At 65.8% G+C, this 15,993-nt stretch carries 14 protein-coding genes; 10 read left to right on the top strand and 4 right to left on the bottom strand.

Translation table 11 applies throughout. The features are described 5' to 3' along the window. Positions 1-2 precede the first annotated feature (2 nt). Entirely contained in the window at positions 3-431 is a 429-nt protein-coding gene (locus ATO11_RS06510; protein ID WP_050530002.1) for a protein tyrosine phosphatase family protein, read from the top strand. A gap of 3 nt (positions 432-434) precedes the next feature. On the opposite strand, the gene ATO11_RS06505 is transcribed toward ATO11_RS06510, so the two are convergent. The 4 genes from ATO11_RS06505 to ATO11_RS06490 form a co-directional block, all read right to left on the bottom strand. Then, positions 435-3,122, bottom strand: coding sequence for a sensor histidine kinase (locus tag ATO11_RS06505; protein WP_050530001.1), 2,688 nt, complete (start codon positions 3,120-3,122; stop codon positions 435-437). Beyond that, on the bottom strand, positions 3,119-3,436 hold the full coding sequence (locus ATO11_RS06500) for a hypothetical protein (protein ID WP_082176181.1): 318 nt from the start codon (positions 3,434-3,436) through the stop codon (positions 3,119-3,121). Before ATO11_RS06500 ends, ATO11_RS06505 begins: the two co-directional genes overlap by 4 nt. 9 nt (positions 3,437-3,445) lie before the next feature. Then, complete coding sequence (locus ATO11_RS06495) at positions 3,446-3,814, bottom strand: response regulator transcription factor (RefSeq protein WP_050530000.1); 369 nt, start codon at positions 3,812-3,814, stop codon at positions 3,446-3,448. A gap of 78 nt (positions 3,815-3,892) precedes the next feature. Then, positions 3,893-5,206, bottom strand: a complete 1,314-nt coding sequence (locus tag ATO11_RS06490) for a helix-turn-helix transcriptional regulator (RefSeq protein ID WP_110553595.1) — start codon at positions 5,204-5,206, stop codon at positions 3,893-3,895. A 212-nt stretch (positions 5,207-5,418) separates the two neighbouring features. Between ATO11_RS06490 and ATO11_RS06485 the strand changes: the two genes are divergently transcribed. The 9 genes from ATO11_RS06485 to ATO11_RS06445 all read left to right on the top strand — a co-directional run bounded on the left by ATO11_RS06485 (position 5,419) and on the right by ATO11_RS06445 (position 15,982). After that, positions 5,419-6,756, top strand: coding sequence for a substrate-binding protein (locus tag ATO11_RS06485; RefSeq protein WP_050529998.1), 1,338 nt, complete (start codon positions 5,419-5,421; stop codon positions 6,754-6,756). Between the two features lie 125 nt (positions 6,757-6,881). After that, on the top strand, positions 6,882-7,913 hold the full coding sequence (locus tag ATO11_RS06480) for a branched-chain amino acid ABC transporter permease (RefSeq protein WP_050529997.1): 1,032 nt from the start codon (positions 6,882-6,884) through the stop codon (positions 7,911-7,913). A 3-nt stretch (positions 7,914-7,916) separates the two neighbouring features. Beyond that, positions 7,917-9,128, top strand: coding sequence for a branched-chain amino acid ABC transporter permease (locus tag ATO11_RS06475; RefSeq protein WP_050529996.1), 1,212 nt, complete (start codon positions 7,917-7,919; stop codon positions 9,126-9,128). Positions 9,129-9,140: 12 nt separating this feature from the next. Further along, positions 9,141-9,905, top strand: a complete 765-nt coding sequence (locus tag ATO11_RS06470) for an ABC transporter ATP-binding protein (protein ID WP_050529995.1) — start codon at positions 9,141-9,143, stop codon at positions 9,903-9,905. 14 nt (positions 9,906-9,919) lie between these two features. Continuing rightward, positions 9,920-10,660, top strand: a complete 741-nt coding sequence (locus ATO11_RS06465) for an ABC transporter ATP-binding protein (RefSeq protein ID WP_050529994.1) — start codon at positions 9,920-9,922, stop codon at positions 10,658-10,660. A gap of 115 nt (positions 10,661-10,775) precedes the next feature. Continuing rightward, complete coding sequence (gene acs / locus ATO11_RS06460) at positions 10,776-12,719, top strand: acetate--CoA ligase (RefSeq protein WP_050529993.1); 1,944 nt, start codon at positions 10,776-10,778, stop codon at positions 12,717-12,719. Between the two features lie 192 nt (positions 12,720-12,911). Further along, the gene (gene accB, locus ATO11_RS06455) at positions 12,912-13,409 is read left to right on the top strand and encodes an acetyl-CoA carboxylase biotin carboxyl carrier protein (protein WP_050529992.1); all 498 of its coding nucleotides are present in this window, start codon (positions 12,912-12,914) and stop codon (positions 13,407-13,409) included. A 1-nt stretch (position 13,410) separates the two neighbouring features. Next, the gene (accC, locus tag ATO11_RS06450) at positions 13,411-14,760 is read left to right on the top strand and encodes an acetyl-CoA carboxylase biotin carboxylase subunit (RefSeq protein ID WP_050529991.1); all 1,350 of its coding nucleotides are present in this window, start codon (positions 13,411-13,413) and stop codon (positions 14,758-14,760) included. A 133-nt stretch (positions 14,761-14,893) separates the two neighbouring features. Then, entirely contained in the window at positions 14,894-15,982 is a 1,089-nt protein-coding gene (locus ATO11_RS06445) for a Zn-dependent alcohol dehydrogenase (RefSeq protein WP_050529990.1), read from the top strand. The last annotated feature ends 11 nt before the right edge of the window (positions 15,983-15,993 follow it).

Here is a 15,993-nt window from a genome sequence, read left to right as displayed (position 1 = left end):
CCATGGATATCCGTCAGATCACCCCCGCCTATTCCGTGTCCGAGCAGATCCTGCCCGAAGATGTGCCCGCGATCGCCGAAGCGGGCTTTACCACCATCATCTGCAACCGCCCGGATGCCGAGAACCCGCCGCACTTGCAGGCGGACGCGGTCCGCGCCGCGGCCGAAGCGGCAGGCCTCAGGTTTCACGCGCTCCCGCTGACCCACCAGACCATGACGCCGGACAACATCGCGGCGCAGGCCGCCCATATCGCGGCCTCCGACGGCCCCACACTGGCCTATTGCGCATCCGGCACCCGGTCGACCGTCGCCTGGGCCCTTGGGCAGGCAGGGGAGCGTTCGGCGGATGACATCCTCGCCACCACGGCCAAGGCGGGATACGCGCTGGACGGGTTGCGCCCCACGCTCGACGCCATCGCGAAACGCGGCTGAGGATCAGGCGGCCTGCGCCTCGGCCTGCTGCGGCAGGATCACCCGGAACACGGCCCCGTCGCGGCCCGGCACGTATTCGATCGAGCCGCCGAGGCGCGTCATGATCTGGCGGCAGATGGCAAGGCCCAGACCCGCACCGCCCGCGTTCTGATCGCCCACGCGGCTGAATTTCTCGAACATCACGTCCTGCATCTCGGGCGCGATCCCCTGCCCGTTATCGGTGAAATCCACGATCACCCGCCCGCCGATCAGGCGCGCGTTGATGACAAGGCGGGGCTCGGCCGCGTCGCAATACTTGCGCGCATTGGCGATCAGGTTGATGAACACCTGCCCCAGCCGGTCCAGATCCGTCGTCAGCGCGATCTCTCCGACATCGGTGACAATCGCCAGCCGGGCCCCGTCTTCGGACGTGGCGGCGGTCGCGACGGCCTGGTCCAGCAGGGTGGCCAACTGCCCCTCGCGCAGATTGAGCGTGACTTGCCCGTTTTCCAGAACGCTGAGATCAAGCAGGTCATCCAACAGGCGTGACAGCCGTTCTGCCTCGTCATGGATGATGCCCGCGAACCGCACCCGGTCCGCCTCTGGCATGTCGCCGCCGGCGCGGATGATGTCCGAAAAGGCCCGGATCGAGGTCATGGGCGTCCGCAATTCGTGGCTGATCTGGCTGAGAAACGCGTCCTTCTGCACCGACAGGCGCGTCAGCTTGCGGTTGGCGCGGCGCAACTGGCGGGCGGTGCGGGTCAGTTCCTCGGACTGCGCTTCGAGGCGGCTGGAATATTCCATGATCTGCGCGGTCTCGTCCGCCACCGCCATCAGGTCCGCGACCGAAACCGAGGCGCCGCCGGTGATCTGGGTGACCATGGCATGCGCCGTGGCGCCGCCCACGGACCCGGCCAGCGCGCGTTCCAGCCGTTCGAGGAATTCGGCATCGGGTTCCGGCAGGTACCCGCCCAATCCCTGGTCCTCGGCCGCCTGCCGGAACAGCGTCAGCGCCTCGTCCGGGCCAAGGATACGCTGCGCCATGATCATCAGGTCCTCGCTTTGCGCCGCACCCGTTGAACGCTCCACCCGGCCCCCGCCCTGCTGGAAGACGTTGACGAAATGCGCACCCTGAAGGCGCTCCAGCGGGCGCGGGAAGGTGACGAGGGAGACTGCGACCAGCGCGCCGACATTCAGCACGAGGCTCCAGAACAGGCCGTGCAAAAGCGGGTCGAGCCCGTCGATCCCGAACAGCGCCTGCGGCCGCAGCCAGCCCTGGCCGAAAAGCCCATTGGCAAGCGTTTCCGCGCTGTAGACGACGCCGGGGCCAAAACTCGGCAGGAACAGAGTGACCGTCCAGACGATGAACCCGGCAGCCAGCCCCGCCACGGCGCCGCGCCCGTTTGCGCCGCGCCAGAACAGCCCGCCCAGCATGGCGGGCAGGACCTGCACGACGCCGGTGAAACTGATCAGGCCGATCTTGGCGAGCGCCTCGCCACCTCCCGACAGGGCATAATAGATGTAGCCAAGCGCGACGACACCGGCGATCGCCGCGCGGCGGGACAACAGCACGACCGCCCGCACGTCCCCCGACACTTGCGCGCCTGTTCCGGTTGCCCGCAGGAAGATCGGCATGACGACGTGGTTCGACACCATGATCGACAGCGCGATGGTCGCCACGATCACCATCGACGTGGCTGACGAAAACCCCCCGATGAAGGCGAGGATCGCCAGCCCCTCGCGTCCCTGCGTCAGGGGCAGCGTCAGAACGAACAGGTCGGGGTTGCTGCCCGCAGGCAAGAGGTCGAGTCCGACCACGGCGATGGGCACGACAAACAGGCTCATCAACATCAGGTATAACGGGAAGGCCCAGCTGGCCGCGCGCAGGAAGCGCGAATCGTCGTTTTCCACGACCAGCACGTGAAACATCCGCGGCAGGCAAAGGAACGCCGCGGCGGACAGGAAGGTCAGGCCCACCCAGCGGGACCCCTGCATCTCCCACCGTCCAATGGCCGAGGCGTCGATCCGCGCCATCGTCTCGGCCACGCCGCCGGACAGGCCCCAGACGACGAAGACGCCCACGGCGAGCAATGCAAACAGCTTGACCACGGCCTCCACCGCGATGGCGAGGACGACGCCGTGGTGGCGTTCGTGCACGTTCAGCCGGCGCGTGCCGAAGACGATGGTGAAGATGGCAAGGCCCAGTGCCGACCAGAAGGCGACGCGCGTGGCGTCCACCGGTTCCGATGCCGGCCCGCTGCCATGCGCGATGAAGGCGCCAAAGGACAGGGCGATGGATTGAAGCTGCAGCGCGATATAGGGCGTCGTGGCGATCACGGCGAGAAGCGTCACCCCCACAGCCAGCGTGTTCGACTTGCCGAACCGGGACGAGATCAGGTCGGCGATCGAGGTGATGTTCTGCCGCCTCCCGATGGTCACCAGCTTGCGCAGGACCAGCCACCAGCCAAGCATCACAAGGGTCGGCCCGAGGTAGATCGTCAGGAATTCGAGTCCCGACCGCGCCGCGTAACCCACGGCACCGTAAAACGTCCACGCGGTGCAATAGACCGACAGCGACAGGGTATAGACGACGGGTGCGCGCACCCATGCGCCCCGGCCCCGCGCCGCCGACCGTTCCGCCGCCCATGCGACGAGGAACAGCACCATGACATAGGCGAGGCTGACAAGGACGAGGAGGTTGACGGCGGTCATGCCGCGTCCTCCGCCGCGTCGTCGGGATCAAGGTCGGGCGGCGCAACCGGGGCCGCCGGGTCGGTGACGTCGGCGATCTCGTCCGGCGCGCGCCAAGCCAGAAGCGCGCCGATGCCGATCAGGCCCAGCCAGACCGCGAACATGTAGGTGATGGCGCGCGAGGTTCCGGGCGCCGCCGCCTCGCCCTGCGGCCAGAGCAGCGGGATCAGCCACAGGATCGCGCCGAGAAACGGCAGCACCCGGCAGGCATCGACGATCCGGCGCAGGCGATAGGTGCGGCGTTGCAGGTAGATGGGTTCGCGGTTGGCGCTCACGATCCTGCCTCAGACGCCGCCGAGGACCCGCACCGCATCCACGACATCGCCGTTCGCGAAGGGTTTGGTCATGAACTGCGTCGCGCCCGCTTCGAGCGCGCGGGCGCGGTCCTTGGCCTGCCCCCGCGCCGTCAGCATCAGCACGGGCAGGTCGGCCATGCCCGGATCGGCGCGCAGGTCGCGCAGGATGTCGTATCCCGAACGCCCCGGCAGCATCGCGTCGAGGATCAGCACGTCGGGCGCGCGGGTGCGCACCGTGTCCACGGCATCGACGCCATTGGCATGGGTGCTGACGTCCCACCCGTCCCGCGACAGGATGAACGAGATCGCGGCGGTGATGTTCTGCTCGTCCTCGATGACCAGCACGTGGCGGCTCATGACATCCTCCCCTCCCAAAGACGACGTCGCCCACTAGGCTTGCAGTAATAGAACGTCAAACTCCGGCACTGTCAAAGCTCAGGCGGACGCGGCTTCGCCGACAAGGGTCGGAACGCGGCGCGCGGGACACGCATGTTCGACGCAGATCCGGCAGGTCGGCCCGACCCTTCTGACCGGGCGAGCGGGACCATCGACCGCCCCGTGCGGGGTGAAGAGCATCACCGCCTCGATCCGCGCCGGCGCATCGAACCCCACGGGCCCGGCGGGTTCCGCCACCGCGTAGCTGTCGAACTGCACGCCCTCCCGGCCCGACAGGTGCAGCCGGTGCACCAGCGGCACGCCGGGCCGGCTCAACGCGTCGAACAGGGGCCAGAGCGCGCAGGCCGCGTCATAGCGCGGCAGCGGGAAATCGGGGAGTTCCCGGCGGTGCAGCAAGGCCCCGGCCCCGTCGCAGATCACCAGTCCCACGGGTTGCGGCAGCATGTCGGGCGGCAGATGCGCAAGCCGCCGCAGCAGACGGGCGACGCCGGTGTCAAGCGCCTCGGCCAGGCGCACCGGGTCGAACCCCAGCCGGTCGAGCGCGGCCTGCACCAGCGGCAGCGGCAAGGCCCGCGCATCCGCTCTTATTTCTTCGAGCCGCCCGCGCGCGATGGAGGCCGCACCGGGACCCAGCGGCGGGTCCATGCCGTCCAGCACGTCATCCACCGTTCCGCCCGACTCGAAGACCGGGACGTGATGGCGCAACCGGTCGAACATCCGCGCCACCTCGTCGAGCGGCGACAGGGCGGGGTCGGCCGTGCCGTCGCCCGCTGTATCGAGGTAGGCGACAAGCGATTGGCTGCCCTCGGACAACCGCCGGCTGTCTTCGTGGATGTTGCGGTCGAAACGCGCGCGCCATTCGGGCGTGATGTCCTGCGTGTCGGCGAGGATCGCTGCGGTCGAGCGGATCGAGGTGATCGTCGACAGCATGTCGTGCAGGGCGGTGGCGAGGTGCGGGTCGTGTGTCATCCGGTCGCTCAGGCGCGCCAGCGCATGTTCCAGCCCGGCGATCCGCCCCGATTGTTCCGCCACAAGCGCCGCCCAGCCGGGAAACCGGCCGGTGAAATCGTCTACCCGGTCGCGTTCGGGCCGCGCGTCCTGCGCGGCGGCCGCGGCTTCCTGAAGGCGTTCGACCAGCGCGGCCTCGGCCCCCTGCAACAGAAGTTCCGGCGCCACCTGCAAGGCATCCGCCAGCCGGTTCAGTAGGGCACCCCCGATTCTGCGGCGATTGTGTTCGATCAGGTTGAGGTAGGAGGCGGAGATGCCGACTGTTTGCGCTAGCGCCGCCTGACGCATTCCGAGGGACAGCCGGCGCTCCCTGATGCGGCTTCCCGTCCGGCTGCTTTCCGCCACGTCCATCTCCCTTGAATCTAGGACATTTCTGCGTCGCCGAAAAATTTCTTTACAAAATGCGGCGTCGCCGCATACGAGAATTTACAAAAAAAGCCAGTGACGCAAGTCGTTTGTTGCCGGAACCCGTGTGAATTGACGAAAATGTCTTTGCACAGCTGTGCGCGGTCGGCCGCCTTGGCGGCGGGCTGCAAAAACCAACTGGGAGGAACTCCATGACGAAATTGAACCTGACGCGTCGTGGCCTGATCAAGACCGGCGCAGTCGCCGGTGCAGGTCTCGCGGCGCCGCAGCTTCTGCTCGCCGACGGCCATGCCGGCTTTACCAACGCGCCCACGGGCTCGACGGTGACGCTTGGCTTCAACGTGCCGCAAACCGGCCCCTACGCCGACGAGGGTGCAGACGAACTGCGCGCCTACGAACTCGCGGTCGAGCACCTGAACGGTGGCGGCGACGGCGGGATGATGAACACCTTCTCGTCCAAGGCCCTGCAAGGCAACGGTATCCTCGGCAAGAAAGTCGAGTACGTCACCGGCGACACGCAGACCAAGTCGGACGCAGCCCGCGCATCGGCACGTTCGATGATCGAAAAAGACGGCGCCGTGATGATCACGGGCGGTTCGTCCTCGGGTGTGGCCGTGGCCGTGCAGGCGCTCTGCCAGGAAGCAGGCGTCATCTTCATGGCGGGCCTGACGCACTCGAACGACACCACCGGCAAGGACAAGAAGGCGAACGGCTTCCGTCACTTCTTCAACTCCTACATGTCGGGTGCGGCGCTCGCGCCGATCCTCGCGGCCAACTACGGCACCGACCGTAAGGCCTATCACCTGACCGCCGACTACAACTGGGGCTACACGACCGAAGAAGCGGTCCGTACCTCGACCGAAGCGATGGGCTGGGAAACGGTTGCCGCGGTGAAGACGCCGCTGACGCAGACCGACTTCTCGTCCTACATCGCACCGGTCCTGCAGTCGGGCGCCGATACGCTGGTCCTGAACCACTACGGCGGCAACATGGTCAACTCGCTGACCTCGGCCGTCCAGTTCGGCCTGCGCGACAAGCAGGTGAACGGCAAGGACTTCCAGATCATCGTTCCGCTCTACTCGCGCCTGATGGCGAAGGGTGCCGGTGCGAACGTGAAGGGCATCTTCGGCTCCACGAACTGGCACTGGTCGCTGCAGGACGAAGGCTCGAAGGCGTTCGTCAAGTCGTTCGGCACCAAGTACGGCTTCCCGCCGTCGCAGGCCGCACACACCTGCTATGTCCAGGCGCTGCTGTACGCGGATGCCGTGGAACGTGCCGGTTCGTTCAACCCCTGCGCAGTCGGCGCGGCGCTGGAAGGCTTCGAGTTCGACGGCATGGGCAACGGCCCGACGCTGTACCGTGCCGAAGACCACCAGTGCTTCAAGGACGTGCTGGTCGTGAAGGGCAAGGAAAACCCGGAAAGCGAATTCGACCTTCTCGAGATCGTCGAAGTCACCCCGGCGGCACAGGTCACCTACGATCCCGCGATCTTCGGCGGCGATCTGGGCACCTGCAACCCGGGCGCGTAAACCACGCTGCAGGGTGGGGCTCCCCCCACCCTGCAACCTTTCGCTAACTATCGATTTTTCATCCGAAAAATCTGGCAGCCATCCGTCAATCCGGAAAGCTGCATCTTCTGCCACAGGTGGGGACCATGGAAGCCATCATTCTTCAATTTCTCAACGGGCTCGACAAAGGCTCGGCCTATGCGCTGATCGCGCTGGGGCTGACGCTGATCTTCGGCACGCTGGGCGTCGTGAACTTCGCGCACGGCGCGCTGTTCATGATCGGTGCCTTCTGCGCCGTGACTCTGCAGAAGATCCTGTCGCTGTCGAAAGTGACGATCGACCCGACCAAGACCGACTTCCTCGGCAACCCCGCCAAGGTAAAGACCCCGTATGTGCAGGAATGGTTCGGCCCTGATGTCGGGGCCTTCATCATCGACTGGTCCGTGCCTCTGGCGCTGATCCTCGCCGTGCCGGTGATGATCGCCGTCGGCGTCGCGATGGAGCGCGGGCTGATCAAGCACTTCTACAAGCGTCCCCACGCCGACCAGATCCTCGTGACCTTCGGCCTCGCCATCGTGTTGCAGGAGTTGATCAAGTATTTCTTCGGTGCGAACCCGATCCAGACGCCCATGCCCGAGGCCTTCAAGGGCTCGTTCGACTTCGGCGCGGCTGTCGGGATCGATCCGAACGTCATCATCTATCCCTACTGGCGCCTGATCTACTTCGCCTTCGCGATGGTCGTGATCGGTGCAGTGTTCGCCTTCCTTCAGTTCACCACCTTCGGGATGGTCGTGCGGGCCGGCATGGCCGACCGTGAAACCGTGGGCATCCTCGGCATCGACATCGACAAGCGTTTCACCATGATGTTCGGCCTTGCCGCCGCCGTGGCGGGACTTGCGGGCGTCATGTACGGGCCGATCAACGCGCCGAACTATCACATGGGGATGGATTTCCTTGTCCTCAGCTTCGTCGTCGTCGTGGTCGGAGGCATGGGATCGCTGCCCGGCGCCGTCCTGGCGGGCTTCCTGCTGGGCGTGCTGGAAAGTTTCGCCTCGATGGAGGCGGTCCTGAACACGCTGCCCGGCCTCAACCAGATCATCATCTACCTCGTAGCCATCATCGTGCTGCTGACGCGCCCCCGCGGGCTGCTTGGCCGCAAGGGCGTGATGGAGGACTAAGCCATGCTCGGATTGAACAAGAAAGACACCAACCTGCTCATCATCGTCGCCATCATGACGATGCTGGCCCCCTTCCTCCTGAACCCCTTCCCCGAGGGATCGGCACTGGCGCAATTCAACGCGGGCTACCCCGACCTGATGCAGCGCTTCGTGATCTTCGGGATCTTCGCCATGGGCTTCAACCTGCTGTTCGGCCTGACGGGGTACCTGTCCTTCGGCCACGCGGCCTTCCTGGGCGTGGGCTCCTACGCCGCGATCTGGATGATGAAGCTGCTGACGATGAACGTCATCCCGGCCATCATCATGTCGATCGTGATCGCGGGCCTGTTCGCGGTGGTCGTGGGCTTCATCTCGCTGCGGCGGTCGGGCATCTACTTCTCGATCCTGACGCTGGCCTTCGCGCAGATGTCCTACGCGCTGGCATACTCGGTGCTGACGCCGATCACCGGCGGTGAAACCGGCCTGCAGCCCAAACCCAACGATCCGCGCCTGCTGGATCCCGCGCTTGCGGACGGCGTGACGCCGCGAGCGGGGCTGTTCGGGCTGGAGATGTCGTCGTCCACGGAACTGTCCATCGGAGGCTGGGTCTTCACCTTCAATGCCGGCTACTACGTCGCTGCGGTCGTGATGCTGATCGCGTTCTACCTGTCGATCCGCATCTTCCGCTCGCCCTTCGGCATGATGCTGCGCGCGATCAAGTCGAACCAGCAACGGGTCAACTATACCGGCCTGAACTCCAAACCCTACACGCTGGCCGTCTTCGTGATCTCGGGCATGTATGCCGGGCTCGCCGGTGGCCTGCTCGTCGCGATGGACACTCAGGTGGGCCCGGAACGGATGTTCTGGACCGCATCGGGCGAGGTCGTCATCATGACCATCCTCGGCGGCGCCGGCACCCTGATCGGCCCGGTCCTAGGCGCCGGCCTGCTGAAATACATGGAAAACATCCTGTCCAAGATCAACAAGGGCGTGATCGAGGGTTGGTTCGCCTGGGCGCCGGACGGGCTCGACAGCGTGCTGATCTACACGGTCAACATGTTCGTGGGCAAGCAGTGGCACATCACCACGGGCGTCATCTTCATGCTGGTCATCATCTTCCTGCCCGGCGGGCTGGTCGAACTGGGCAAGCGGGGCGCACGCGTGTTCCGCCGCCGTGACCGCAAGGGGCTGGGTCTGGAACCCGACGCCGCCAAGCAACGCAACGCCGCAGAATAAGGAGCCGGGACAATGGGTATTCTCGAAGTCAAGGATGTCGGCAAACGCTTCGGCGGGCTGCAGGCGCTCTCGAACGTGAACCTCTCGGTCAAGGAAAACTCGGTTCACGCCATCATCGGCCCCAACGGTGCCGGCAAGTCCACGCTGCTCAACTGCTTCGTCGGCAAGCTGATCCCCGATACCGGTTCGGTGCTGTTCGAGGGCCAGTCGCTTCTGGGTCGCAAGCCGCACGAGATCAACCAGATGGGCGTCAGCCGCGTGTTCCAGACGCCCGAGATCTTCGGCGATCTGAGCGTGATGGAAAACATGCTGATCCCCTGCTTCGCCAAGCGTGACGGGTCCTTCGAACTGAACGCGTACGGGTCCGTCGCGTCGCAACGCGACGTGCAGGACCGGGCCGAGCAGATGCTGATCGACATGAACATGATCGACAAGCGCGAGGAGCACGCCGCGGCGCTCAGCCGGGGTGACAAGCGCCGGTTGGAAATCGGCATGTGTCTCGCACAGGAACCGCGCCTGCTGCTGCTGGACGAACCGACGGCGGGCATGGCGCGGGCCGACACCAACAACACGATCGACCTGCTGAAAGAGATCAGCGACACGCGCGACATCACCATCGCGATCATCGAACACGACATGCACGTCGTCTTCTCGCTCGCGCAGCGCATCACGGTGCTGGCGCAAGGCACTCCGCTGGTCGAAGACACGCCGGACAACATCAAGGGCCACCCCAAGGTGCGCGAAGCGTATCTGGGCGAAACCCAGGTCGCGGCATAAGGAGAGACGGGACAATGAACGCACAAGCTGCCCGCGTACCCCACAACGAACCGGCCTATCTTTCGGTCTGGGGGCTCGAAGCCTACTACGGCGAAAGCTACATCGTGCAGAACATCTCGTTCAACGTGCACGAGGGCGAAATCCTTGCCCTGCTGGGCCGCAACGGCGCGGGCAAGACATCGACCCTGCGCGCCATCGCGCGGCTCGACAATCCCGAACTGAAGCATGGCGAGGTCTGGCTGGATCACCAGCCGCTGCACAAGATGCGCAGCCACGAAGCCGCGGCGGCGGGCATCGGGTTCGTCCCCGAAGACCGCCGCATCATCCCCGGCCTCACCGTGGAGGAGAACCTGCAGCTGGCGCAGATCGCCCCGCCCATCGGCTGGTCGATCGAACGGGTCTATGACCTGTTCCCGCGCCTCGGCGAACGCCGCCGGCAGGAAGGCGTGACGCTGTCGGGCGGCGAACAGCAGATGCTGTCCATCGCGCGCGCCCTGTGCCGCGACATCAAGGTGCTGCTGCTCGACGAGCCCTATGAAGGGCTGGCCCCGGTGATCGTGGACGAGATCGAGAAGACGCTGGCGGTCATCAAGGACCAGGGGATCACGACGATCCTCGTGGAGCAGAACGCCGTGCGCGCGCTGAACCTTGCCGACCGCTCGGTGATCCTCGACACTGGCGGGATCGTGTTCGATGGCTCGGCACAGGAAGTGCTCGACAACGCCGAACTGCGCGCCGAGTACCTCGCCATCTGACCGTCCCCGCGGCCTTCTTGGCCGCTTCGGACACCCATTCAAATCTTTCGCGTCGCCCCGGACCTGTCCGGGGCCGCGCCTCACCCTTTGACTGAAAACGACCCAAGGGACCGTCATGTCGAACGCCTACGCCCCACCCGCCGAACTTGCCGCCAACGCCCATGCCGACGAGGCCAAGTATAACGAGATGTACGCGGCCTCGGTCGCGGACCCCGATGCCTTCTGGGCCGAACACGGCAAGCGCATCGACTGGATCAAGCCCTTCACCAAGGTCAAGAACACGCGCTTCGATTTCGGCGACGTGTCGATCAAGTGGTTCGAGGACGGCACCCTGAACATCGCCGCCAACTGCATCGACCGGCACCTCGCCACGCGCGGCACGCAGACGGCGATCATCTGGGAACCCGACGATCCGACGGCCGAGGCGCAGCACATCACCTACCAGCAACTGCACGCGCATGTCTGCAAGATGGCCAACGTCCTCAAGGACATGGGCGTCACCAAGGGTGACCGGGTTGTCCTTTACATGCCGATGATCCCGCAGGCGGCCTATGCCATGCTCGCCTGCGCCCGCATCGGCGCGATCCACTCGGTCGTCTTCGGCGGCTTCTCCCCCGACGCGCTGGCCGCGCGGGTGAACGGCTGTGACGCCAAGGTCGTGGTAACCGCCGACGAGGCGCCGCGCGGCGGGCGCAACACGCCGCTGAAAACCAATGCCGACAAGGCGTTCGAATCCGTGACCGGCGACACCAAGATGCTGGTCGTCAAGCGCACCGGCGGCGACATCCCGATGGTCGAGGGGCGCGACGTCTGGTTGCACGAGGCGGAGGCGCAAGTGTCCGACGAGTGCCCGCCCGAAGAGATGAACGCCGAAGACCCGCTCTTCATCCTCTACACCTCGGGCTCCACCGGCGCGCCCAAGGGCGTGGTGCACACGACAGGCGGTTACATCGTCTATGCCTCGATGACCCACCAGTACGTGTTCGATTACAAGGACGGCGACGTCTTCTGGTGCACCGCCGACGTGGGCTGGGTCACCGGCCACAGCTATATCGTCTACGGCCCGCTCGCCAACGGCGCGACCACGCTGATGTTCGAAGGCGTGCCGACCTACCCCGACGCCTCGCGCTTCTGGCAGGTCTGTGAAGAGCACAAGGTCAACCAGTTCTACACCGCCCCCACCGCGCTCCGTGCGCTGATGGGGCAAGGTGACAACTATGTCACCAAGTGCGACCTGTCCTCGCTCCGCATCCTCGGCACGGTGGGGGAGCCCATCAACCCCGAGGCGTGGGAATGGTACTACAAGGTCGTCGGCGGATCGCGCTGCCCGATCGTGGACACGTGGTGGCAGACGGAAACGGGTGGCCACATGATGACCCCCCTGCCCGGCGCCCACGCGGCCAAGCCCGGATCGGCGATGAAGCCGTTCTTCGGGGTGCAACCCGTCGTGCTGGAGCCGCAATCGGGAGAGGAGATCACCACCTACCCGTGCGAGGGCGTCCTTTGCATCAAGGACAGCTGGCCCAGCCAGATGCGCACCGTCTGGGGCGATCACGAGCGGTTCATGAAAACCTATTTCTCGGACTACAAGGGCTATTACTTCGCCGGTGACGGCTGCAAACGCGACGAGGATGGCGACTGGTGGATCACCGGCCGCGTTGATGACGTGATCAACGTCTCGGGCCACCGGATGGGCACGGCGGAGGTCGAATCCGCCCTCGTCGCCCACCCCGCCGTCGCCGAAAGCGCCGTGGTCGGCTACCCGCACGAGATCAAGGGACAAGGCATCTATGCCTATGTCACGCTGATGGCCGGGCAGGAATACACCGACGAATTGCGCACTGAGCTTTCGAACTGGGTCCGCAAGGAGATCGGCCCCATCGCCAAACCCGACCTGATCCAGTGGGCGCCTGGCCTGCCCAAGACGCGGTCGGGCAAGATCATGCGCCGCATCCTGCGCAAGATCGCCGAGAACGATTACGGCGCGCTTGGCGACACCTCGACCCTTGCCGATCCGTCGGTGGTGGACGAGCTGATCGAGAACCGGATGAACCGCTAGGGCGTCAGCGGGCTCGGATGTCAAGCATCCGACCTACACGGGACGACACGATTGTAGGTCGGCTGCTTGTCAGCCGACCCGCCGCCGAATGAAAATCATTCGGCCTACCTCTCTCTTTTCCTCGGATGCGCCTTCCCCTATAAGGCCCGTCAGCGCCCGCAACGTACGGGCGGGACAGGCACGAGGAACGGAATGGCCCAGAAACGGCAAGATGCGGACGTCGCCTTCATCGAAGCGCTCGCGCGGGTTCTGCGCGATAACGATCTGACAGAGATCGAGGTGGATCGCGAATTCGGCGACAATGACAGCCTTTCGGTGCGCGTCGCGCGCGGTGGCGCGGTCGTGCAAACGGTCACCTCGGCCCCTGTCGCGGCGGCGGCCCCGGCGGCGCCCGCCGCACCTGCGGCTGCCTCTGCCCCGGCGCCTGCGGCCTCGTCGGACGACCCGGCGGACCTGCCCGGCGCGGTGACCTCGCCGATGGTAGGCACGGTCTACCTGCAGGCGGAACCGGGCAACCCGCCCTTCGTCAAGGTCGGTGACAAGGTGTCCGAAGGCGACACGATCCTCATCGTCGAGGCGATGAAAACCATGAACCAGATCCCGGCGCCCCATTCCGGCACCGTGCAGCGCATCCTCGTCGAAGACGGGGCACCCGTGGAATTCGGCGCGCCGCTGATGGTGATCGCTTAAGATGTTCGACAAGATCCTGATCGCCAACCGAGGCGAGATCGCGCTGCGCGTCATCCGCGCCTGCCGCGAGATGGGCATCGCCAGTGTCGCCGTCCACTCCACCGCTGACGCCGACGCGATGCACGTGCGCATGGCGGACGAGGCGATCTGCATCGGCCCCGCCCCCGGCACGCAATCCTACCTGCACATGCCAGCCATCATCTCGGCCTGCGAGATCACCGGAGCACAGGCGATCCATCCCGGATACGGTTTCCTGTCGGAAAACGCGCGTTTCGTGCAGATCGTGCAGGATCACGGGCTGACCTTCATCGGCCCGACCGCCGACCACATCAACATCATGGGCGACAAGATCACCGCCAAGGACACGATGAAGGCGCTTGGCGTGCCCTGCGTGCCCGGATCAGACGGTGGCGTGCCCGATCTTGCCGCGGCTCGTGCCATCGGCGAGGAATTCGGCTACCCGGTCATCGTCAAGGCCACCGCCGGCGGCGGCGGGCGCGGCATGAAGGTCGCGCAGAACGCCGCCGACATGGAGATCGCCTTTTCCTCGGCCCGGTCCGAGGCCAAGGCCGCCTTCGGCAACGACGAATGTTATATCGAGAAATACCTCACCACGCCCCGCCACATCGAGATCCAGGTCTTCGGTGACGGCAAGGGCAACGCCGTGCACCTGGGCGAGCGCGACTGTTCGCTCCAGCGCCGCCACCAGAAGGTGTTCGAAGAAGCCCCCGGCCCCGCCATCAGCCCCGAAGAACGGGCCGAGATCGGCGCCGTCTGCGCCAAGGCCGTGGCCGACATCAACTATGCCGGCGCCGGCACGATCGAATTCCTGTACGAAAAGGGCGAGTTCTATTTCATCGAGATGAACACCCGCCTGCAGGTCGAACACCCGGTGACCGAGGCTATTTTCGGCGTGGACCTCGTGCGCGAACAGATCCGCGTCGCGGCAGGCCTGCCCCTGTCGTTCAGCAAGGACGATTTGCAGATCAACGGCCACGCCATCGAAGTGCGCCTGAACGCGGAAAAATTGCCCTCCTTCACGCCGTCGCCCGGCCGCATCTCGCAATACCACGCGCCCGGCGGGCTGGGCGTGCGGATGGATTCGGCGATCTATGACGGGTACTCGATCCCGCCCTACTACGATTCACTGATCGGCAAGCTGATCGTGCATGGCCGCGACCGGCCCGAGGCGCTGGCACGGCTCAACCGTGCGCTGGGTGAGCTGATCATCGACGGGATCGACACCACCGTGCCGCTGTTCCACGCGCTGCTGGAAGAGGCCGACATCCATTCCGGCGACTACAACATTCACTGGCTCGAACACTGGCTCGATTCCTGGGCAGACAGGTGACCGCGTCGGGCGCGTTTCTTCGTGCCCGAACGTCACCCGGTGTCGTTTTTTGACATTGCGTCGCTATTGGGCTTGCTCTCCCCCGCCGGCTTTTTGAAGGTCATCCGAACGGACCTGCAACAAAGCGCGTGACATGACCAAGATCAAAGCAGCCCTCTGCCGGGAGTTCGGCGCCCCCCTCACCGTCGAGACCGTGGACCTGCGCGCACCCGAGGGGCGCGAGATCGAGGTGACGCTGGACGCCTGCGCCATCTGCCATTCCGACATCTCCTATGCCGACGGCGGATGGGGCGGTGACCTGCCGGCGGTCTATGGTCACGAGGCCGCCGGGCGTGTCACGGCCCTCGGCCCCGACGTGAAGGGCCTGTCCAAGGGTGATCCGGTGGTCGTGACCCTGATCCGCGCCTGCGGCAGTTGTGCGCCCTGTGCCAGCGGCCGGCCCGTGGGCTGCGAGAGCCCGGCCGGGGCCTCGCCACTCACCACGACGGATGGCACGGCGCTGGTCCAGGCGATGAATTGCGGCGCTTTCGCCGAGAAGGTCGTGGTGGACCAGTCGCAGGTCGTTCGTTTGCCCGAAGGCGTCGACATGGCGGCGGCAAGCCTTCTGGCCTGCGGCGTCATCACCGGCGTCGGCTCGGTCGTGAACGCGGCCAAGCTGCGCGCGGGCGAAGACGTGGTGGTGATCGGCGCGGGCGGGGTCGGGCTGAACGCGATCCAGGGCGCGCGCATCGCCGGCGCCCGCCGCATCGTGGCCGTCGACATGACAGAGGAGAAACTGGCCATCGCCCGCGACTTCGGTGCGACCGACGGCGTGCTGGCGACCGAGGACAAGCCGTGGCGCGCGGCGATGAAGGCGCTGGGGCGCGGCGCGGACGTGGTGATCGTGACGGTGGGCGCCATCCCCGCCTATGACCAGGCCCCGCGCTACCTTGGCAATGGCGGTCGCGTCATCATGGTCGGGATGCCCCATTCCGGCGCGATGTCGACCTATGAACCGGTCGTGCTCGCCGCGCTTGGACAGGGCATGACCGGGTCCAAGATGGGCGACGTGGTGATCCAGCGTGACATCCCGTGGATGGTGGACTTGTATGAACAGGGGCGGCTGAAGCTGGACGAGCTGGTGTCGAACCGCTGGCGGCTGGACCAGATCAACGAGGCGATTGCCGACACCAAGTCCGGCGGCGCCAAGCGCAACGTGATCGTGTTCGACACCTCCGCCTGACGGTGCCGCGC

The sequence above is a fragment of the Pseudaestuariivita atlantica genome, from assembly GCF_001205715.1.
Lineage (GTDB): Bacteria > Pseudomonadota > Alphaproteobacteria > Rhodobacterales > Rhodobacteraceae > Pseudaestuariivita > Pseudaestuariivita atlantica.
The sequence above is the reverse complement of the archived record's forward strand: the minus strand, read 5'-3'. Positions and strand labels throughout refer to the sequence as shown.